Source organism: Sphingobium salicis subsp. salicis, from assembly GCF_049472635.1.
Classification (GTDB): domain Bacteria; phylum Pseudomonadota; class Alphaproteobacteria; order Sphingomonadales; family Sphingomonadaceae; genus Sphingobium; species Sphingobium yanoikuyae_A.
The window spans coordinates 4508482-4528934 of record NZ_JAYRCS010000001.1; the positions used below are offsets into that span (position 1 = coordinate 4508482).

The following is a 20453-nucleotide window of genomic DNA, read 5'->3' on the forward strand; positions in this document are numbered from 1 at the left end:
CCTCACCCCCGGCGTTACCTATCTTCGTTTCGCAACCAAAAGGACGGGGATGACCATGGCCGATCAGGACAGCAGCGGACGCAGGATTCAGGTCGCCAATGCGCGGCCGGAGGATGCCGGGCGCGGTTTGGCGCGGCTTCCGCTGACGGTAATGGCCGAATTGCAACTGGCCGAAGGCGATGTTGTCGAGATTGTCGGCAAGCGATCGACTCCGGCACGGGTGGTGCGCCCCTATAAGGAAGATGAAGGTCTGGACGTGCTGCGGCTGGATGGTTTGCAGCGCGCCAATGCCGGCGTCGGCTCGGGCGACTTCGTCCAGCTGCGCAGGATCGATCCGCGTCCGGCCCAGCGCGTCGTGTTCGCGCCTGCACAAAATAATCTCCGTCTCCAGGGTAATCCCGATGCGCTGAAGCGGGTTTTCTTTCAACGCCCCCTTGTCGCGGGCGATGTCGTCGCCACCGCCGGCCAGCAACAGGTGCCGCCCGGCGACATGCCACCCCATCTGCGCCAGATGCTGGCGGCGCCCGCTTATGCGCTCCAGGAAATCCGCCTGATCGTGGTGTCGACCGTGCCCAAGGGCATCGTCCATATCGATGCCGAGACCGAGGTGGAGCTGCGCGCCGAATATGAGGAACCGCGCGAATCCCGTCGCGCCGATGTCACCTATGATGATGTCGGCGGCATGGCGGAAACGATCGACCAACTGCGCGAGATGGTCGAACTGCCGCTGCGCTACCCCGAATTGTTCGAGCGACTGGGCGTCGATCCGCCCAAGGGGGTGATGCTCCATGGCCCGCCGGGCACCGGCAAGACCCGGCTGGCCCGCGCCGTCGCCAATGAATCGGAAGCCGAATTCTTCCTCATCAACGGGCCCGAGATCATGGGTTCGGCCTATGGCGAGTCGGAAAAGAAGCTGCGCGACATTTTCGAGGAAGCGGCCAAGGCGGCACCCTCCATCCTCTTCATCGACGAGATCGACTCGATCGCGCCCAAGCGCGGCCAGGTCACCGGCGAGACGGAAAAGCGCCTCGTCGCCCAGCTTCTCACCCTGATGGACGGGCTGGAGCCGCGCACCAATCTGGTCGTCATCGCCGCCACCAACCGGCCCGAGGCGATCGACGAGGCGCTGCGCCGTCCCGGCCGGTTCGACCGCGAAATCGTCGTCGGCGTCCCCGACGAACGCGGCCGGCGCGAGATATTGGGCATCCACACCCGCGGCATGCCGCTGGGCGACCGGGTCGACCTCGCCGAACTGGCGCGCATGACCTATGGCTTTGTCGGTGCCGATCTCGCCGCGCTGACCCGCGAGGCCGCGATCGAGACGGTGCGCCGGCTGATGCCGCGCCTCAATCTGGAGGAAGGCACGATCCCGCCCGACGTGCTGGAGGATCTGTCCGTCACGCGCGAGGATTTCCTCTCGGCGATCAAGCGGGTCCAGCCCTCGGCCATGCGTGAGGTGATGGTGCAGGCGCCCAATATCGGCTGGGCCGACATTGGCGGGCTCGACGATGCGCAGATGCGGCTCAAGGAAGGGGTCGAACTGCCGCTCAAGGATCCCGACGCCTTCCGGCGCCTGGGCATCCGCCCGGCCAAGGGCTTCCTCCTCTATGGTCCGCCGGGCACCGGCAAGACCTTGCTGGCCAAGGCGGTCGCGCGTGAGGCGCAGGCCAATTTCATCGCCACCAAATCGAGCGACCTCCTGTCCAAATGGTATGGCGAGAGCGAGCAGCAAATTGCCCGCCTGTTCGCCCGCGCGCGACAGGTGGCGCCGACCGTCATCTTCATCGACGAACTGGACAGCCTGGTCCCCGCCCGTGGCGGCGGCCTGGGCGAGCCGGCGGTGACGGAGCGGGTGGTCAACACCATCCTCGCCGAAATGGACGGGCTGGAGGAATTGCAGTCGGTGGTCGTCATCGGCGCCACCAACCGGCCCACCCTGGTCGATCCGGCGCTGCTGCGCCCCGGCCGCTTCGACGAACTCATCTATGTGCCGGTGCCCGACCAGGCCGGGCGCAAGCGCATCCTGGCGATCCATACCAAGAAGATGCCGCTGGCGTCCGACGTCGATCTGGATCAGCTGGCGGCCCGGACGGAACGGTTCACCGGCGCGGACCTGGAGGATCTGTCCCGTCGGGCCGGCCTCATCGCGCTGCGCCAGTCGCTGCAGGTCGAAGCAGTCACCATGGCCCATTTCGAGGCGGCGCTGGAAGAAACCCGCGCCTCTGTGACGCCGGAAATGGAGCGGGAATATGAGCAGATTCAGGCGACGCTGAAGCAGAGCGCGATGCAGGTCGATCCGATCGGCTTCATCGCGCCCGGCATGCTGCGCGCCCGCGAACGCTGATGGACTTGGGATAGAACGCGCGGCCGACGGTGGGTGAACCCATCGCCTGGCCGCGCGTTCTATCCCGTGGCGCGCAAAGCCGCTTGCCAGCGGACATCAATTTTGCGAGGCCGATTCTGTTAGTCAGTCAGGCGGATTTTGATGGCCTCCCTACCGTTCAAAGACAAGAAGACCAGGATTTCGACGCGCGGTGGCAGCCGCTCCTTCCGCAGCCAGTGGGCCATGTTCTTCCGCCAGTTCATGAAGCATCCCGGCATGATCGGTTCGGTCATCCCCTCCTCGTCGCAACTGGTCGCGCGCTCGCTGGACGGCGTCGACTGGGCGCGGACCCGCCTGTTCGTCGAATATGGTCCGGGTGTCGGCACCTTCACCCAGGCCATTCTCGATCGCATGCATCCCGACGCGATCCTGCTGGCGATCGACCTCAATCTCGATTTCGTCGCCTATCTGGAGGATGCGATCGACGATCCGCGCCTGCGCGTCGTCCATGGCTCGGCCGCCGACGTGCGCCGCTTCGTCAAGGAGGCGGGCTATCAGAAGGCCGACTATGTCCTTTCGGGCCTGCCCTTCTCCACCCTGCCGGCGGGCGTGGGCGAAACCATCTGCGAAGAAACGCGCGCCGTTCTGCGGCCGGGCGGCAGCTTCATCATCTACCAATATTCGCGCTATGTCCGTCGCCTGATCGATCCGCTCTTCGGCCAGGTCAGCGACGAACTGGAATGGCGCAACATCCCGCCCTGTCGCCTGTTTCGCGCGGCCAAGGACGAGGCGCTGGCCCAGGCGGCCTGATCTTTCCTGATCTGCATCAATATCTGGCAGAAATTACGTAATCCGGACCTTCGTCCATTTGACTCCCTGTTCGACTTGGGCAACCAATTGCTTGGGGAAAATGGGGGTTATATGGCGTCATACGCCGATGGCAGCGATCCGTGGGCCGACCTCTTCTTGTCGGCTGCGCTGGAGCCGCATCTTTGGGATGCGGCGCTGCGCGCCATGGCCCAGGCAACCGGGTCGTGCCATGGCCAATTGATCGGTTTCGGTCCGGGGGCAGCGGCCTTCAACTGGATCAGCGACGTGGCGCCGGATATTATCGAAAAGTCATCGATGATCGACGGCGCTGCCCCGGACCTCAATTTCCGGGTCGCAGCCGACCGACTGCCGGCGCGCCCGGCGATCGTGCATGAAGCCCATTATGATGTCGCGCGCCAGGCACTGCGCGCGGATGACTATCTGGACCTGTGCAGCGATTTCGACATCTTCCACGGGTGCCAGACGCGCCTGGTCGCCGACGACAATATGATGATCGGCTTCGCCCTGCTGCGCAGCGAGGCCGATGGCCGCACCAGCGTTGAACAGCGCGACCTGTTCGCCCAGCTTGCCGGCCATGCCCGCCATGCCGTCCGGCTGCAGCGGGCGATCGAGCAACAGGGCTTCGGCCTGCTGGCCGGCACGTTCGAGACCATGGATCGGGCCTGCTGGCTGCTCGACGCCACCGGGCGGGTAGGGGGCATGACCCAGCGTGCCGAGATGCTGCTGTCCTCCAGCCGATTGCGGCTGGAGGATCACAGGCTGCAGAGCGACCGGCCGGACGAGACGCGCGCGATCCTGCGGTCGGTTCGGGCCGTCGTGGACGCGCCCGTGCGCGAGGCGGATCCGGTGGCGCTGGCCGATGCCGATGGCGGCGTTGGGATCATGCTGGAATTTTTCCCGCTCCCGTCCCGGCCCTGGGCACTGCCCTTTGCGCCGCATGCGATCATCGTCGCGCGGGTTGGCGCACCGACCGAACGCCATGTCCGCCTGCTCATGCGCACCTTCCGCCTGACCCCGGCCGAAGCGGACATCGCCATCCATCTGGCCGCCGGGATGAGTCGTGTGGACATTGCCCAACGACGCGGCGTTTCGGCCGAGACGCTCAAGGCCCAGTTGCGCTCCATCTATGACAAGACGGGCTGCAACCGGGAATCGCAGCTGGTGCGCATCGTCGGGATGATGAGCAGCTGACATCCGGATTTTTATTGCGTGAATTGCGCAATTTACCCCGATCGGGGTATGCGCCGGCTTCGTCGAACGGCTAGATGACTCGACGGGGCAGGAGCATCTTGCCTGCCGACGGCCGATCCATATGCGACCCATGGGTCGGCCGCCGGCATCTCTTCCTGCCTCCCCACACTTCGTCAGGGTTCCGTCCCGCGACATTTTCGTGCTAAGCCGCTGCCGGATTTGAAGCGAGATTACCGATGAACGACCTGACGCAGACCCCCGAAATGCTGATCGCGCAGATGGGCGCGCGCGCGCGCCGCGCCGCCGCCCTGCTCGCGCCAGCCGGGGACGCGCAGAAGGTCGACGCGCTGCGCCGCGCCGCCCAGGCCCTGCGCGACCAGGCGCCCGCCATCCTCGCCGCCAATGCGCGCGACATGGACAATGGCATCGACAATGGCCTGTCCGCCGCGATGCTCGACCGGCTGCGGCTGGACGAGGATCGGATTGCCGCCATGGCCGCCGGCGTCGATCAGGTCGCGACCCTCGACAATCCGCTCGGCAGCGTGATCGACAGCAGCGTGCGCCCCAATGGGCTGGAACTCAGCCGCGTGCGCGTGCCGCTGGGCGTCATCGGCATCATCTATGAAAGCCGCCCCAACGTCACCGCCGACGCCGCTGCCCTCTGCCTGCGCGCCGGCAATGCCGTGATCCTGCGCGGCGGCAGCGAGGCGAAGGAAAGCAACCGCGCGATCCACGCCGCCATGGCAGAGGGGATCGCCGCCGCCGGCCTGCCCGCCGAAGCGGTGCAGCTCATTCCCACCACCGATCGCGCCGTGGTCGGCGCGCTGCTGCGCGCATCGGATTTCGTCGACCTCATCGTGCCGCGCGGCGGCAAGAGCCTGGTCGCGCGGGTGCAGGAAGAGGCGCGGGTGCCCGTGCTCGCCCATCTGGACGGCATCAACCACAGCTATGTCGATGGTGCGGCCGATCCCGTCATGGCGGAAAGCCTGGTCCTCAATGCCAAGCTGCGCCGCACCGGCGTCTGCGGTTCGACCGAAACGGTGCTGATCGACCGCGCCTATGCCCATGCCCCCGCGCTGGTAAAGGCGCTGCTCGACGCCAAATGCGAAGTGCGCGGCGATGACGCGGTGCAGGCGATGGATGATCGCGTGATCGCCGCGTCGGACGAGGATTGGGATACCGAATATCTCGACGCCATCGTCTCGATCCGGCTGGTCGATGGCGTGGAAGAGGCGATCGCCCATATCGCCGCCCATGCCAGCCATCATACCGACGCGATCATCACCGAGGATGCGGCGGTCGCCGAACGCTTCCTCAACGCCGTCGACAGCGCGATCGTGATGTGGAACGCCTCGACCCAGTTCGCCGATGGCGGCGAGTTCGGCCTGGGCGCGGAAATCGGCATCTCGACCGGCCGCCTCCACGCCCGCGGCCCGGTCGCGCTCGAAGGGCTCACCACCTATAAATGGATCGTGCGCGGTCGCGGCCAGGCCCGACCGTAAGGCGTTTTCCGGGTGGAGGGGGAAACCTACCCCTTCACCACCGTATCGATTGCCTTCAACTGCTTCAGCATCGGCCCGACCCAGTCGAGCTTCAGCATTACCGGCCCGTCCGACGGCGCATTGTCGGGGTCTTCATGCGCCTCGGCGAAGATCGCCGCCACGCCCGCGGCCACCGCACTGCGCGCCAGCAGCGGCGCATAGTCGCGCTGGCCACCGGAGGCCGATCCCAGTCCACCGGGCTGCTGCACCGAATGGGTGGCATCGAACACCACCGGATAGCCCGTCTCTGCCATCACCGGCAGCGCGCGCATGTCGCTCACCAGCGTATTATAGCCGAAACTCGCGCCGCGCTCGGTCAGCAGGATGCGCTCGTTGCCGGTCGACGCGACCTTCTGCGCGACCGCCGCCATGTCCCAAGGGGCCAGGAACTGCCCCTTCTTCACGTTGATCACCGCGCCGGTCTTTCCCGCCGCGATCAGCAGGTCGGTCTGGCGACAGAGAAAGGCCGGGATCTGCAGGATATCCACCGCCTGCGCCGCCGCCTCCACCTGTTCGGGGCCATGAATGTCGGTCAGCACCGGACAGCCCAGCACCGCCTTCACCTCGGCCAGGATCGCCAGCCCCGCGTCGATGCCGACCCCGCGCTTGCCCGATACCGATGTGCGGTTCGCCTTGTCGAAACTGCTCTTGAAGATGAAGGGCACGCCCGCATCCGCCGCCGCCTTGGCCAGCGCATCGGCCATGAACAGCGCATGGTCGCGGCTTTCGATCTGGCAGGGTCCGGAAATCAGGACGAAGGGCAGGTCGTTGCCGAAGGTGACCGGGCCGACCTTCACATGCTTGGGATCGCTCATGCCGCTCACTTGGGCGCCTTTGCGAAGCGGCGCAACAATTGTCCGCGCCACAGCCCCTTGCCGGGATGATAATTCCAGCAGAACCAGCCAAAGGTCAGGCAGGCGAGCAGCGAGGGCAACGCCATCGGATCGCCATTGGCCTTCATATGGCGATAGAATGTCATGTCGGCGCGCCAGCGGTCGCGCTCGCTGCCGCCGCCATTGATGCCGTACATATTGTCATGCTTCCTGCAACCGACATTCCGGTTGTATTTGCGATGGTCTATGAAATAGCAGTAGTCGCGTTCGGGCGTGGTCATGTCCCGATTAGGACCGGGGCAGTGCAGAAATTCAAGCGTAAAGTCTTCTACCTGGGTGGTTTCGATCCGCGCGGCGTCCGTTTCTATCACCAGCTCTATCGCGATCAGGCGGCCCGCTACACCGCGCTGACCGGCGAAGCGGTGGCGGTCAGCGCGCGCCGCGCTGGCCCCGCCAACAGCGCGATCTGGACCGTCACCAACGCCAGCGCCGGGGTCGAGACCGACTATGAATATCTCCGCTGGGAAGACCTGATCGGCAAGGTCTGGATCCGCCATCCCTTCACCCTCGCCTGGCGCGCTGCCCGCGCCTATGCCGGCCATGCCCGACTGATGCAGTTCGGCCGGATGCGCAAATTGCGCCGCGGCCCGGTGATCACCATCCTCTATCCGCCGATCCTGGCCGTGCTGATCCCGCTGCTGCTGGCGCTGGTCCCGGCGCTGCTGCTGGCGCTGCTGCTGCCCTTCTGGGCGGCGGCGCTGGTCGGCATCGGCATCAGCGCCTTCTTCTCCGGCCGCATCCTTAACAAGCTGGTCGTGCCCTGGCTGCTGCGCTTCATGACCTATCATGGCGCGCTCGCCGCCGACGGGCCGGGCGACGAGCTCAATGCCCGGCTCGACCAGTTCGCCGCCCGCATCGCGGCGGAGCTGGACGGCGACTGGGACGAGGTCCAGCTCGTCACCCACAGCGCCGGCACGATCCTGGGCATGAGCCTGCTGCGCCGCATCCTCGCGCTGCGCGGGGGCGCGCCGCTGCCCGACCATTTCGTCATGGTCGGCATGGGGCAGGTCGTGCCGGTGATCGGCCTGCGCCGCGATGCCGGCTGGTATCATGCCGACCTCAAGGCGCTCGCCGACCAGCCTTTCCGCTATGTCGACATCAGCTCGCCGCCCGACGGCGCAGCCTATTACAACGTCAATCCGCTGCGCCTTGTCGCCGATCAATTTGCCGCGCGGGTGGACATGCTATCGCCGCGTTTCCATCTCTTCTACTTGGCCGAAAATTATCACGGGGGCTGGTCCAACAAATATGAGGCGCATTTCGATTATCTCAGGGTCGGCGACCGCCTGTCGCCGCTGGATTTCGTGAGCCTGACCGCCGGTCGCCGCACCGTGGACGAAGCCGTCGCCGCCTTCCGGACGATCCCGTGAGCGCGCCCTTCACGCCCCCTTATCCTGAGCCGCCCAAGTCGAAACGCGGCCTCGTCAAGCGCTTCCTGCGCGGCTGGCACAGCTGGATCCATGTGCTGTTCGACAAAAGCTATACGATGAAGATGGGCGAGATCCGCATGCCGGGTCAGACCATGTATATCGCCAACGAACTGCCGCTGGTGGACAAGATCCTCAAGGGCGGCACCGCCTTCCCCAAGCATAGCGAACTGGTCCGCAATCTCGATCCGCTGATCGGCAACTCGGTCTTCTCCGCCAATGGCGAGGATTGGGAAAGCCAGCGGGCGATGGTCAATCCCGCCTTCGCCCATACCGCGCTTAACCGTTCCATGCCGCTGATGGTCGCCGCCGCCGACGATCTGCTCGCCCGGCTCGATGCCGCCGATCGGTCGAAGCCGGTCGATATCGATCCGATGATGACGCATGTCGCGGCCGACATCATCTTCCGCACCCTCTTCTCGCAGACGCTGGACGAGAAACGCTCCAACATCATCCACACCGCCTTCGGCCGGTTCCAGCGGCTCGCCCATTCGGCCTCGATGCTGCGCCTCTACGGCATCCCCGCCGGCTGGTTCGAAAAGCGCTCGAAAGGGCCGGCCCGCGCCATCCATGACGTGTTCCGCCCGATTGTCGAGGCCCGTTACGAGGGCTATCATGGCCGGGGCGAGGCGCCCCATCGCGACATTCTCCAGTCGCTGATCGAGGTGCAGGATGCGCAGACCGGCGCTCACTTCACCTGCGAACAGGTGATGGAACAGGTCTCGACCATCTTCCTTGCCGGCCATGAAACCTCGGCCAGCACCATGACCTGGGCGCTCTACATGCTCGCCGAATGCGCCCATATCCAGGATCGGGTCCGCGCCGAAGTGGCCGGCATCGCCGGAGCCGAAGCGCTGACCGCACCGATGCTCAAGGATATGGGCCATGTCCGCAACATCTTCCGCGAAACGCTGCGCCTCTATCCGCCGGTCGCCTTCTTCCCGCGCGAAGTCACCTGCCCGATGGAGATGCGGGACAAGAGCCTTGAGGAAGGATCGATGCTGGTCGTCGCGCCCTGGCTGACCCAGCGCAACAAGGATAATTGGGCCTGTCCGCACGCCTTCGATCCCGACCGGTTCGATGATCCGGCCAATGCCGACATGGTGAAGCAGGCCTGGTTCCCCTTCGGCCGCGGCCCGCGCGTCTGCGTCGGCGCCGGCTTCGCCCAGCAGGAGGTGATGACCGTGATCGCTTCGGTCATCCGCCGCTACAAGCTGACGATGCCCGCTGGCTTCAAACCCGAACCCATCAGCCGCCTCACCATCCGTCCCAGGACCGGCATGAAATTGCTGTTCGCGCGGGTGTGAAGGCGCGCAACGAACCCATCATCTCCTACCGTCATCCCAGCGAAGGCTGGGATCTCTCTTTTCTTTAAAGGTATCGCTACAAGAAGTGAGATGTCAGCCGTCGCAGGCATGACGCGTGAATTTACTTCCCGCCCTGCGCCATTGGCAGGTCGATGCTAACGGATTGCGTCGGGATCGGCGCCGCCATGATCGCGATCCCCGCGACGATCCCCAGCACGCCCCAGACCCAGCGTTTCGCGCGCAAATCCACGACGCCGCGCGCCAGGCAGTAAAGGCCGGCCAGGACCAGGATGATGGCGGCGATCATGCGACTTCCTCTTTTGCGGTCTCGTCCTCGGGCACGACATCGACGGCGACGCTGATGCTCTGGCCCGATCCACCGACGAACAGCCCGTCCATCGGCGCGACGTCGGCATAGTCGCGGCCCATGGCGATGAACAGATGATCCTCGCCGGTGATGACACCATTGGTGGGGTCGAAGCCGATCCAGCCGCGCGTCGGCCCGCACCACAGCATCACCCAGGCATGCATGGCGTCGGCGCCGACCAGCCGGGGCATGCCCGGCGGCGGATAGGTGCGGAGGTATCCGCTGGCATAGGCGGCGGGCAGGCCGACCAGGCGCAGTGCTACCACCATCACATGGGCGAAATCCTGGCACACGCCATGGCGCGCGGCAAAGGCGTCGGCCACCGGCGTCCCGGCATCGGTGGCGCTGGGATCATAAGCAAATTCCGCCTTGATCCGCTGCGCCAGTTCCCATGCCGCCGCGACGATCGGCCGGTCGGGCGCCAGCATCGCGCCCGCCCAGTTGCCGATCGCGTCCAGCATCGGCGCGCGGGGCGAGGCATAGAGGAATTGCGCCGGTGCCGACGCGCTGATGTCGCGATCGGCCAGCGCCGCGCGCGCCACCATGGCAATGCTGGGGTCGTCATCCTGCGGCAGGATCGGCGCGCTGCCCGCCACCCCGGCGCGAAAGCGGCTCTCGATCGTCAATTGCCGCAATGGCTGATCGATCACCAGCCGCTCGACATGCACCGGCCAGGCACCCGGCCGCGCCTCGATCGACAGCGGCGCGGGATCGACGCTCAAGGCATAGTCGGCGGTCCATTGCCCGGCCCAGGCCATCGGCCGCAACCGCACATTGAAGCGGGCGACCCGCACCGGCGCGCCATAGCGCAATATGCTTCTGTGACGGACATGGTAGATCATGACAGCAGCTCTGCGCCCTCGACCTTTTCCGTCTTGCGGACCTGCAGGAAATAGCGCTGGCCGATCGCGTCGGACAAGGCGAGCAGCCGACTTTCGATATCGGTCAGCGCCGCCATGGTCAGCATGTCGCCGGTCAGCGGCGCCAGCGTCGCCGCCAGTGCCCCGGCCAGCCGTTGCGGCTCCTCCGGCATGCCGTCGCCGCGCAGCGTGGGCAAGGCGGCGACATGCTCGGCAATGCACCGTGCCTGATAGGCGATCGAGCGGGGATTCTGCGGCTCCAGCGCCACCAGATCGCGCACCGGCGGCAGCGACGGGCCGGTCAGATAGCGGTTGCGATAGCTGATCTGGCTGTCATGCAGGTCGAGCAGGACGGTGAGGTCGTCGGCCGACGCCCAGTCGCTGCCCAGCAGCAATGTCAGCCGGCATCCGGTGATCGCCCGTTCTATCCGCCGGCCCATGTCATGGAAGCGCCACCCCTCGGTGCGCGCCATATTCTCCGCCGCCAGGCCTGACAGCGCCGAAATCCGCTCGATCATGCGCGATGCCGCGTCCAGTAGCGTCTCGGTCACCGCCCCGTCGAAGGCGGGCAGGGGCAGGCGCACCAGTCGCCAGAAATCGGTCGCCAGCCGATCGCGCAGCCCCTCGCCGATATTGGCGACGACGCCCATCAGCGCGCGCACGCTGCCCGGCTGGCGCGCATCGCCCAGTGCCTGCGCGCACAGCGCGCCGACCGGCTGCGCCGGGTTTCCGGTCGCGCCCCACAGCGCCAGCTGCCCCGCCAGCCGCGCCATGGTCGGCGAATCCGACGATGGCCCCATATCGACCTCGATCGATTCGCCGATGACCGCGCGGATCACCCGCAGCGTCATTTCGGTCCGCTCGATATAGCGGCCCAGCCAATAGAGATTGTCCGCCGCCTTGGTCGGCAACAGCCCGCCGATCCGCCGGATTGCCGGCGCGCCGCCATCGCCCAGCAGCGTATCGGGCGGCACCGGCTGGCTGTCGATCACGCACATGTCGGCCGACATGTCGCCTTCGCCCATCAGCGCGGCACGGATATCGCCATGGGCGGCCAGCCGCGCGAAGGCACCCGGCATGATCCGCCATTGGCCGAGGCCATCTCGCGCCACGAACACGCGCAGGGTGAAGGGCAGGGGGGCCAGCCGCCCGCCGACGATCGCCGGGGTGGTCGACAATTTCACCACCTCCTGCCCGACATAGTCCATCGGCCGCCGCGCCATCGCTTCCAGCAAGGTCGCGCGCTGGTCCGCGTCCAGCGCCGATCCCTGTACCGATCGCGCCGGACCAAGCCCCGCCGCGTCCCGGTCGAACGCCGCCCCCACCAGCAATGCGTCCAGATGGCCGGTCACATGGCCGCGCTCGCGCTCCTGTCCGCACCACCAGGTGGCGATGTTCGGCAGCAGCAATTCGGTGCCCAGCAGGGCCTTGGCCAGTTGCGGCAGGAAAGCGGCAAAGGCCCGCGCCTCGATCACGCCCGCGCCCGGCCAGTTGCTGACCATCAGCCCGCCGCGCGTGCAGGCATCATACAGGTCGGGCACGCCGATCCGCGATTCCCCGTCGAACGCCAGCGGGTCGAGAAAGCGGCTGTCCATCCAGCGCCACAGCCCGTCGATCCGCTTCAGCCCCTCGATCGTGCGCACGAACAGGCGGCCGTCGCTGACGATCAGGTCATCGCCCTCGACCAGCATCAGGCCCAGATAACGGGCCAGATGCGCCTGTTCGGCATAGCTCTGGTTGAACCGGCCCGGCGTCAGCAGGCCGATGCGCGGATCGGCGCGCTGGCAATCGACCGCCAGGCCCCGGCGCAGATCGGCGAAGAAGGGCGCCAGCCGCCTTGTGTTCATCGCGCCCAGCAGGTCGCCGGTCGCGCGCGACAGCGCCAGCCTGTTCTCCAGCGCATAGCCGACGCCCACGGGCGTGCGCACCCGGTCGGCCAGCACGCGCCATTCGCCGTCCGGTCCGCGCCCCAGATCGGCGGCATAGAAATGGAGATAATGGCCGCGCGGCGGCGCCGCCCCGGTCATCACCCGCCAATAATGCGGGCTGCCGGTCACCACCGCGGCGGGCAGCTTGCCCTCGCGCACCAGGCTCTGGGTGCTGTAGATGTCGCTGATCACCCGCTCCAGCAGCTCGGCCCGCTGCATCAGCCCCTGCTCGATCCGGGTCCATTCGCCCGCGCCGATCAGCATCGGGATCGGGCTCAGCGGCCAGGGCCGCTCCTGCTCGTCGCCGGTCAGGCGGAACGCCAGGCCCAGATCCTGCGCCTGCCGCTCGACATTGCCGGCCAGCGTCGCGGGATCGCCCTGTCCCTGTTCCGACAATCGATCCAGCATCGCCCGCCAGCGTGGCGCCATCTCCGCCGGCGCCCCGGCGAACAGGTCGCCGCCCGACGCGCGCGCCAGATAGTCGCCGGCCCAGCCGGACGCTTCGAGACCCGGCAGGACAGGCGAGTCGGTCATCCTCTAATATTCGGGATGCCTGAACCGAAGGTCCAGCGTCATCGGAAATTCGCTCGGGGGTTCGGCCGGCGGCATGTCGACGGGCCCCGGCGTATGGCCATGATCCTGGAACCGCGCCTTGCGCCGCGCCTCCGCCTCATAGCTGTTGATCGGCACATCGTCATAATTGCGCCCGCCCGGATGGGCGACATGATAGACGCAGCCGCCCAGCGACCGCCCGCTCCAGCTATCGAAGATATCGAAGGTCAGCGGCGCATTGGCGGGCAGGTTGGGATGCAGGCAATTGGCCGGCGCCCACGCCTTGTAACGGACGCCGCCCACCGCCTCGCCCGGCACGCCGGTCGGCGTCATCGGCACGCGCCGCCCGTTGCAGCTGACGATATGTCGCCCGGCGACCAGGCCCGATACGCGCACCTGCAACCGCTCGGTCGAACTGTCGACATAGCGCACCGTGCCGCCGATCGCGCCGGTTTCGCCCAGCACGTTCCACGGCTCCAGCGCATGGCTGATCTCCAGCCCGACGCCGCCGGCCTCCACGCTGCCATGCACCGGGAAGCGGAACTGGCGCTGCGCCTCGAACCAGTTGGGATCGAAATCATAGCCCGCCTGGCGCAGGTCGTTCAGCACCTCCAGGAAATCGGCCCAGACGAAATGGCCCAGGAAGAAACGGTCGTGCAGCGCCGTGCCCCAGCGCACCAGATTGCCCTGCTGCGGCTCGCGCCAGAACCAGGCGGTCAGCGCGCGCAGCAGCAATTGCTGGGCCAGGCTCATCTGCGGGTCTGGCGGCATCTCGAACCCGCGAAACTCGACCAGGCCCAGGCGCCCGGTCGGCCCATCGGGCGAGAACAGCTTGTCGATGCAGATTTCGGTGCGGTGGGTGTTGCCGGTCACGTCGACCAGCAGGTTGCGGAACAGCCGGTCGACCAGCCAGGGCGGCGGCAGCTTGTCCTCCCCGTCGCGCACCGGATTGGGCACCTGCGCCAGCGCGATCTCCAGCTCATAGAGGCTGTCGTGCCGCGCCTCGTCGATGCGCGGTGCCTGGCTGGTCGGGCCGATGAACAGGCCGGAGAAGAGATAGGAGAGCGACGGGTGCCGCTGCCAGTAGAGGACGAAGCTCTTGAGCAAGTCCGGCCGGCGGATGAACGGGCTGTCGTTCACGCTCGCCCCGCCCAGCACCAGATGATTGCCGCCGCCGGTGCCGACCGACCGGCCATCGACCATGAACTTGTCGGCGGTCATCTTCACCTCGCGGGCATCCTCATAGACGCCCTGGGTAATCGCCACCGTCTCAGCCCAGCTCGTCGCCGGCTGGATATTCACCTCGACCACGCCGGGGTCGGGCGTCACTTTCAGCACATTGACGCGCGGGTCGGACGGCGGCGCATAGCCCTCGATCCGCACCGGGATGCGCGTCGCCTCGGCCACCTTCTCGACCTGCGCAATCAACTCCAGATAATCGTCCAGCGTCTTCACTGGCGGGATGAAGACCGACAGGAAATTGCCGCGCGGCTCGACCGTGACGGCGGTGCGCACGGCACCTTCGATGAACACCTGTTCCTGCCGGTCCTGATGCGCGGCGGCAGCGACTTCGGACCGCTCGAACCGTTCCGCCGGCGCGCTGGTGTCCGCTTCCGCCTCGGCACGATAATCGGCCAGCGGTTCGCGCGGTTCGCTCGTATCCTGCGGGTGGATATAGGGGAAATCGGACGGCGGCACATAGGGCAGGGTGCCCAGCGGCAGGCGGTATCCCAGTGCGGAATCCCCCGGCACCGCGAACAGCGCCTTGCGCCGGACCTTCCACACCTCGCTCTGCCAGCGCGGCGCACTCGCCTGCGTCTGCCAGCGCTGGATCGGCAGCACATAGCCGACCGTCTTGGAAAGGCCGCCCTCGAACGCGCGCACCATCCGGCTGCGCTCCTCGGGATTGTCGAACTTGGGGTCGCCCGGCTCGGTATTGGCGGGCAGCTCCGCCTCCTTCACCGACCAGGCCAGCGCATCCTCATACACCGGCTGGACGAAATCCGTCTCGACCCCCAGCCCGTCCGCCATGGCGGTCAGGAAACGGCCGGCATCCTCGGCGGTAATGGTCGTATCGCCCGCCTCCGGCTCGCCCGCGATCAGCCCGGCATCGCGCCAGATCGGCACGCCGTCGGCCCGCCAGTAGATCGAATAGCCCCAGCGCGGCAGGCTTTCGCCCGGATACCATTTGCCCTGGCCATGGTGCAGCAGCGCGCCCGGCGCGAAGCGGTCGCGCAGTCGCCGGATCAGCCGGTCGGCATAGCCCGCCTTGGTCGGGCCGACCGCGTCGCCATTCCATTCGCCGGCCTGCGGGTCGTCGACCGCGACGAAGGTCGGCTCGCCGCCGGTGGTCAGCCGCACGTCCTGCGCGATCAGGTCCGCGTCCACCTGCTCGCCCAGCGCCATCAGCGATGCCCAGCGCCCCTCGGTAAAGGGCTTGGTGATCCGCACCGCCTCGGCAATGCGGCTGACATTCATCGCGAAATTGAAATCGACCTCGGCTGGCTCGGCCATGCCGCTGATCGGGGCGGCGGACCGATAATGGGGCGTGGCGCAGAGCGGGATATGTCCTTCGCCCGCAAACATGCCGCTGGTCGCATCGAGCGCGATCCAGCCGGCGCCGGGCACATAGGCTTCGGCCCAGGCATGCAGGTCGACCACATCCTGGGTGACGCCCTTGGGCCCCTCGATCGGCTCGACGTCAGCAACCAGCTGGATCGAATAGCCCGACACGAAGCGCGCGGCAAAGCCCAGCCGGCGCAGCAGTTGCACCAGCAGCCAGGCGGAATCGCGGCACGATCCGGTGCCGATGTCCAGCGTCTCCTCTGGCGTCTGCACCCCGGTTTCCATGCGGATGACATAGCCGATGCGCTGTTGCAGCTTGCTGTTCACATCGACCAGGAAGTCGATCGTCCGTCCCTCGAACGCGGCATGCTGCGCGACCAGTTCCTCGAACAGCGGCCCCTGCGCCTCGACGTCATAATAGGCCGCCAGATCGGTCTCCAGCTGCTCGTCATAGCTGAAAGGGTAATTTTCCGCATAGGGTTCGACGAAGAAGTCGAACGGGTTGATGATATCCAGATCGGCCAGCAGATCGACCTCGATACTGAAATGATCGACCGGATCGGGAAAGACGATCCGCGCCAGCCAGTTGCCGTGCGGATCCTGCTGCCAGTTGAGGAAATGGTTCGCCGGCTCGATCTTCAGCGCATAATTGGGGATCTTGGTGCGACTATGCGGCGCGGGCCGCAGTCTTATCACTTGCGGACCCAGACGGATCGGGCGGCTATAGCGATAGGCGGTCAGGTGGTGCAGCGCGGCCTTGAGCATGACGCGATCAGAAACCACGCTTTGCTGCAATGCAATGCGAAACTGTCGCTTCGCCAAAGATTCTCGCAATTTCCGTTCGCGTAAGCCCCGGCCACCCCTCATTTAACCGACGTCATCCCGGCCCCTTCGACAGGCTCAGGGCATGCTTGATCCAGGATCCATTCGGCGCTTTCGCGCGGGTGTAACGCCGAATGGATCCTGACTTCCGTCAGGATGACGCAGGTCGTGATTGGCAGGGAGCGACCAGAAGCGGCTGTAAATTCCTCCCCTGCAAGGGGAGGGGGACCACGAAGTGGTGGAGGGGTATCATCCTATCGAGAGGGAGACACCCCTCCGTCTGGCCTGCGGCCAGTTCAAGGGAGACACGGGTCTCCCTTGAACTCCCCATGCAGGGGAAGATGATCTGGAAGCGACCAAAACCGGTCATCGAACTTGCTCTTTGCCGCACTCCAAAGCCGACGCCGCTGAAAATACCTGTTCTCCGACCGTCAATGAATTGCGTGGATTGTCCGCGACCTGACGAGCGGCTCCCCCTGTGACAAAGCGGATGATTTTTTAGCAATATGGTGAAAAGTGATCGGCGCTCAATATTTCTTTCCGGCCAAGCAAGCCCGATCGTCTTTGCAGATAGGGTCTATCTTCCGTGCGGCTGCCATAATCGCCCCGCTTTTGTCTGCGGCCTGAAAGGAAGGGTCAGCATTTTGGTTTGCGCGACAATCTAACAGCAGCTTTTGCATGACATCAGTATTATTTTCGTATTTCTTCAAAAGGTCAGCACCAATTTCTTTTGATGTCGTTAATCCTGACGACGGTAGGCGCTTCATTTCAAATAGCGCACGCCCGGTCATTCCGATGGCGACCTTGTAGTCAGGATTATCGCCAGTGAGCATCAATTCTCGCCCATAGTGAAACGCCGCTACGCAATGCGCCGGGTTTTTAGGGTCGGGATTTGCCGCGCTCGTCGAGCTACATGCAGAAAGTATCGCCAGCGCAGCGCTTGAATACAAAAATAACTTCATAATACCTCCGCATTCGAAGGAGGATATCGATCCGAAATATTGCCTTCAGATTAACGTGGAAGCGTGACGTGAAGGCATCGAGTGTCCGAGCACCACTGGCGGATCGAGAATATGTCCGACAACCTCGTTCCCGAGGTTTTCCAGGATATCAAGATGGCTGATTTCGGCCCAACTTTCCCGTTAGCTGACCATCCGCAACCCACCCATCCCAGCCATTCGGCGCGCGCTGAATTTGTCTACGCGGCCTAGCCTCTATTTCCCCTCCAGCCTTTGGCTGAAATAGACCATCTGCATCGCCTGCAACCGCGCGCCCTGTTCGATATCGGCGTCGCCCGAATGGCCGCCGGCGGTGTCCTCGTAGAAGAGATAGGGCAGGCCATAGTCTTTCAGCCGCGCGGCGAACTTGCGCGCATGCTGCGGCCCGACCCGATCGTCCTTGGTCGTGGTCCAGATATAGGGCGTGGGATAGGTCTCCCCCTTGCGGATATTGGCATAGGGCGAGATTTTTTCGAGGAACGCCTTTTCCTCCGGCACCGACACGCTGCCATATTCATCGACCCAGGACGCACCGGCCGCGATCTGTTCGTATCGGATCATGTCGAGCAGCGGCACCTGGATCACCACCCCGTTCCACAGCTCGGGATGCTGGTTGAACGCCACCCCCATCAGCAGCCCGCCATTGGACCCGCCATAGATGCCGAATTTCTGCGGGCTGGACAGTTTGCGCACGAAGATATCCTGCGCCACCGCCGCGAAATCATCATAGATGATCTGGCGTTTGGTCTTCAGGCCCGCCTCATGCCAGGCGGGGCCGAACTCGCCGCCGCCGCGGATATTGGCCAGCGCGAAACTATTGCCCCGCTCCAGCCACAGCTTGCCGGTGATCGCGGCATAGCTGGGCGTCATCGGCACCTCGAAGCCGCCATAGGCGGTCATGATCGTCGGCGTGCTGCCGTCGGGCGTCATCCCCTTCTTGTGGACGATGAAATAGGGGATCTTCGTCCCGTCGGTGGACGTCGCCTCGAACTGCTCGACCACCAGTCCCGCCGCATCGAAGCGCGCCGGCATCGCCTTCACCTGCACCGGCTTCGGGGCCGCCGCATCCATCGCCCATAGCGTCGTCGGCGCCAGGAAACCAGCCACCGCCAGATAGACCTGGTCGCTCTTGTCGGATGCGGCGACGGTGCTGATCGTCGCATTGTCGGGCAGGTCGACCGGCTGCGCGGTCCATCCCGTGGCGCCGTGCGCATAGACCCGCACCCGCCCGCGCACATTGTCGTTGAGGCTCAGCACGACCCGGTTCTTCGTGGCCACCACCCCGTCGATCGACTGGCGCGGCGTCGGCGCGAACAAGATCTCGGGCGTCAGCACGCCGCCATCCTGCAAGGCTTTCAGCGCCACGCTCGCCAGCGCCCCGGCCGGCACGGTCACGCCGCCGCTGGTCCATTCCTCGCTGGTCTGGATCAGCACCTGCCCGTCGACCATGCCCTGCAGCTGGCTCTTGGCCGGCAGCGCCAGCCGCTTCGTCCCCTGCGCCGTCAGCAGCCAGGTCTCGTTGCCGAAGAAGGTGATGCCGCGAAACAGGAAGGCCGCCCTATTGCCCTGTCCGTCGCTCAGCAGGATCGGCATCGACATCAGCTGGTCGCTCGCCGCGCCGCGAAACACCTCCTGCGCGTCGTCCAGTTTCTGCCCGCGCTTCAGCGTCTTGATGATGAAGGGATAGCCCGACTTGGTCAGGCTATCCGCGCCCCAGTCGCGCGACAGCAGCAGGCTGTCCTTGTCCAGCCAGGCCGCATCCTGCTTGGCATTGGGAATGTCGAACCCGCCCGGCACGAACCGGCCGTCGACCAGGTCGAACTCGCGCAGCCGCACCGCATCCTCGCCGCCGTCGGACAGCGCCAGCAGCGCAATCCGTTCCTCGGGATCCAGGATGATCGCGCCCTTCCACACCCATTTCTTCCCCTCGGCCCTGGACAGCGCATCCAGGTCCAGCACCGTCGTCCAATTGGGCGACGCGGACGCATAATCAGCCTCGCTGGTATAGCGCCACACGCCCTGCGGATGGTCGGCATCGCGCCAGAAATTATAGATGCGGCCATGGATCAGCATCGGCATGGCGATCCGGTCCTTGGCCGACGCGATCGCCAGCGCATCCCTGTAATAGCCGGCATAGCGCGGATCGCCCTGCAGCGTCGCGACGGTCGCCTTGTTCTCCGCCTCCACCCACTGCATCGCGCGCGGCCCGGTCCAGTCCTCCAGCCAGACGAACGGATCGTCGGCCGGAGCGGGGGAGGGCGCGCCAGCGCCGGTCAACAGGGCAGCAGAAACCATCGTCATCAACCTCTTCATCTCTGTCTCCCCCCTTATCGCCTTCAGCCCTGCGCCATCCGCCCCTTCAGGTAACGTCGGCGCAGCACCGCGCCCGCCACCAGCAGCGGCAGTGCCGCAGCACAGGCGATCAACCCCAGCAGCATCGGCGACCAGCCCATCAGGCTATGGACGCCAAAGGCCGACGGCAGGATCAGCAACAGCGCGCCCAGCGCCAGCAGCCACAGCCCCCATCGCCGCGGCCTTACCGCCACCATCCGCATCTCATGCCGCAACGCCTTGCGCCGGGCCTTCTCGGCTTCGCTATGGGATGGGGGGCTGTTCTGCACGATCGGCCTCTTGCTGTGGCCCTTTTCAATTATGGTCTCCATCGCCCCGGCGCAAGGCGAGCGGATCGCGAAGGGCTTCCCCTGCCGCCGCGCTTGCGCTATGCAAGGCGCATATCCCCGGGGGACCGTCCGCAGACGGTTGAGAGGCGGCTTTGTGGCCGCGACCCGCTGAACCTGATCCAGTTGACACTGGCGTAGGGAGGGAAGCGCGTCGTGCCACTCGTCCC

The 20453-nt window shown here is 65.8% G+C and carries 16 protein-coding genes and 1 riboswitch; of the genes, 7 read left to right on the forward strand and 9 right to left on the reverse strand.

Annotation, left to right across the window (positions count from 1 at the left end; all coding sequences use genetic code 11):
- The first annotated feature begins 55 nt into the window (after positions 1-55).
- The 4 genes from VHN57_RS21770 (at position 56) to VHN57_RS21785 (ending at position 5847) form a co-directional block, all read left to right on the forward strand.
- Entirely contained in the window at positions 56-2344 is a 2289-nt protein-coding gene (locus tag VHN57_RS21770) for a CDC48 family AAA ATPase (protein ID WP_423286090.1), read from the forward strand.
- A 141-nt stretch (positions 2345-2485) separates the two neighbouring features.
- Positions 2486-3133 carry a class I SAM-dependent methyltransferase gene (locus VHN57_RS21775; protein ID WP_010335491.1) on the forward strand — a complete coding sequence of 216 codons (648 nt, stop codon included), beginning with the start codon at positions 2486-2488 and terminating at the stop codon, positions 3131-3133.
- Positions 3134-3244: 111 nt separating this feature from the next.
- Positions 3245-4345 carry a helix-turn-helix transcriptional regulator gene (locus VHN57_RS21780; RefSeq protein ID WP_423285404.1) on the forward strand — a complete coding sequence of 367 codons (1101 nt, stop codon included), beginning with the start codon at positions 3245-3247 and terminating at the stop codon, positions 4343-4345.
- A 236-nt stretch (positions 4346-4581) separates the two neighbouring features.
- Positions 4582-5847, forward strand: coding sequence for a glutamate-5-semialdehyde dehydrogenase (locus VHN57_RS21785; RefSeq protein ID WP_423285406.1), 1266 nt, complete (start codon positions 4582-4584; stop codon positions 5845-5847).
- 26 nt (positions 5848-5873) lie between these two features.
- Here the strand turns inward: VHN57_RS21785 and kdsA are convergent, their stop codons facing one another.
- Complete coding sequence (kdsA, locus tag VHN57_RS21790) at positions 5874-6701, reverse strand: 3-deoxy-8-phosphooctulonate synthase (RefSeq protein ID WP_136186036.1); 828 nt, start codon at positions 6699-6701, stop codon at positions 5874-5876.
- Positions 6702-6706: 5 nt separating this feature from the next.
- Entirely contained in the window at positions 6707-7000 is a 294-nt protein-coding gene (locus tag VHN57_RS21795; protein ID WP_004209421.1) for a hypothetical protein, read from the reverse strand.
- A gap of 21 nt (positions 7001-7021) precedes the next feature.
- On the opposite strand from VHN57_RS21795, the gene VHN57_RS21800 reads away from it, so the two are divergent.
- A complete protein-coding gene (locus VHN57_RS21800) occupies positions 7022-8149 on the forward strand; it encodes a hypothetical protein (RefSeq protein WP_423285409.1) in 1128 nt (375 codons plus the stop codon).
- Positions 8146-9513 (forward strand): cytochrome P450, encoded by a 1368-nt coding sequence (locus VHN57_RS21805; protein ID WP_423285411.1) that lies wholly within the window; start codon positions 8146-8148, stop codon positions 9511-9513. Before VHN57_RS21800 ends, VHN57_RS21805 begins: the two co-directional genes overlap by 4 nt.
- Before the next feature lie 121 nt (positions 9514-9634).
- On the opposite strand, the gene VHN57_RS21810 is transcribed toward VHN57_RS21805, so the two are convergent.
- The 5 genes from VHN57_RS21810 to VHN57_RS21830 all read right to left on the reverse strand — a co-directional run bounded on the left by VHN57_RS21810 (position 9635) and on the right by VHN57_RS21830 (position 17569).
- On the reverse strand, positions 9635-9820 hold the full coding sequence (locus VHN57_RS21810; RefSeq protein WP_037519459.1) for a hypothetical protein: 186 nt from the start codon (positions 9818-9820) through the stop codon (positions 9635-9637).
- Entirely contained in the window at positions 9817-10722 is a 906-nt protein-coding gene (locus tag VHN57_RS21815; protein ID WP_037519461.1) for a transglutaminase family protein, read from the reverse strand. The genes VHN57_RS21810 and VHN57_RS21815 overlap by 4 nt, the downstream gene beginning before the upstream one ends.
- Positions 10719-13202, reverse strand: a complete 2484-nt coding sequence (locus VHN57_RS21820; protein ID WP_423285414.1) for a circularly permuted type 2 ATP-grasp protein — start codon at positions 13200-13202, stop codon at positions 10719-10721. Before VHN57_RS21820 ends, VHN57_RS21815 begins: the two co-directional genes overlap by 4 nt.
- Before the next feature lie 3 nt (positions 13203-13205).
- Complete coding sequence (locus VHN57_RS21825; RefSeq protein ID WP_423286092.1) at positions 13206-16550, reverse strand: transglutaminase family protein; 3345 nt, start codon at positions 16548-16550, stop codon at positions 13206-13208.
- A 584-nt stretch (positions 16551-17134) separates the two neighbouring features.
- Positions 17135-17569, reverse strand: a complete 435-nt coding sequence (locus VHN57_RS21830; RefSeq protein WP_423285416.1) for a hypothetical protein — start codon at positions 17567-17569, stop codon at positions 17135-17137.
- Between the two features lie 111 nt (positions 17570-17680).
- On the opposite strand from VHN57_RS21830, the gene VHN57_RS21835 reads away from it, so the two are divergent.
- Positions 17681-17818, forward strand: coding sequence for a hypothetical protein (locus tag VHN57_RS21835; protein ID WP_423285418.1), 138 nt, complete (start codon positions 17681-17683; stop codon positions 17816-17818).
- A 3-nt stretch (positions 17819-17821) separates the two neighbouring features.
- On the opposite strand, the gene VHN57_RS21840 is transcribed toward VHN57_RS21835, so the two are convergent.
- Positions 17822-19918 (reverse strand): prolyl oligopeptidase family serine peptidase, encoded by a 2097-nt coding sequence (locus tag VHN57_RS21840; protein WP_423285420.1) that lies wholly within the window; start codon positions 19916-19918, stop codon positions 17822-17824.
- 23 nt (positions 19919-19941) lie between these two features.
- Positions 19942-20160 carry a hypothetical protein gene (locus VHN57_RS21845; protein WP_423286094.1) on the reverse strand — a complete coding sequence of 73 codons (219 nt, stop codon included), beginning with the start codon at positions 20158-20160 and terminating at the stop codon, positions 19942-19944.
- Positions 20161-20334: 174 nt separating this feature from the next.
- Positions 20335-20444, forward strand: a riboswitch (TPP riboswitch).
- The last annotated feature ends 9 nt before the right edge of the window (positions 20445-20453 follow it).

Bases quoted from the DNA above. Each gene is read 5' to 3' on its own strand.
- VHN57_RS21770 (WP_423286090.1), top strand. From the start codon at position 56: ATGGCCGATCAGGACAGCAGCGGACGCAGGATTCAGGTCGCCAATGCG.
- VHN57_RS21775 (WP_010335491.1), top strand. From the start codon at position 2,486: ATGGCCTCCCTACCGTTCAAAGACAAGAAGACCAGGATTTCGACGCGC.
- VHN57_RS21780 (WP_423285404.1), top strand. From the start codon at position 3,245: ATGGCGTCATACGCCGATGGCAGCGATCCGTGGGCCGACCTCTTCTTG.
- VHN57_RS21785 (WP_423285406.1), top strand. From the start codon at position 4,582: ATGAACGACCTGACGCAGACCCCCGAAATGCTGATCGCGCAGATGGGC.
- kdsA (WP_136186036.1), bottom strand. From the start codon at position 6,701: ATGAGCGATCCCAAGCATGTGAAGGTCGGCCCGGTCACCTTCGGCAAC.
- VHN57_RS21795 (WP_004209421.1), bottom strand. From the start codon at position 7,000: ATGACCACGCCCGAACGCGACTACTGCTATTTCATAGACCATCGCAAA.
- VHN57_RS21810 (WP_037519459.1), bottom strand. From the start codon at position 9,820: ATGATCGCCGCCATCATCCTGGTCCTGGCCGGCCTTTACTGCCTGGCG.
- VHN57_RS21815 (WP_037519461.1), bottom strand. From the start codon at position 10,722: ATGATCTACCATGTCCGTCACAGAAGCATATTGCGCTATGGCGCGCCG.
- VHN57_RS21820 (WP_423285414.1), bottom strand. From the start codon at position 13,202: ATGACCGACTCGCCTGTCCTGCCGGGTCTCGAAGCGTCCGGCTGGGCC.
- VHN57_RS21825 (WP_423286092.1), bottom strand. From the start codon at position 16,550: ATGCTCAAGGCCGCGCTGCACCACCTGACCGCCTATCGCTATAGCCGC.
- VHN57_RS21830 (WP_423285416.1), bottom strand. From the start codon at position 17,569: ATGAAGTTATTTTTGTATTCAAGCGCTGCGCTGGCGATACTTTCTGCA.
- VHN57_RS21835 (WP_423285418.1), top strand. From the start codon at position 17,681: ATGTCCGACAACCTCGTTCCCGAGGTTTTCCAGGATATCAAGATGGCT.
- VHN57_RS21840 (WP_423285420.1), bottom strand. From the start codon at position 19,918: ATGAAGAGGTTGATGACGATGGTTTCTGCTGCCCTGTTGACCGGCGCT.
- VHN57_RS21845 (WP_423286094.1), bottom strand. From the start codon at position 20,160: ATGCGGATGGTGGCGGTAAGGCCGCGGCGATGGGGGCTGTGGCTGCTG.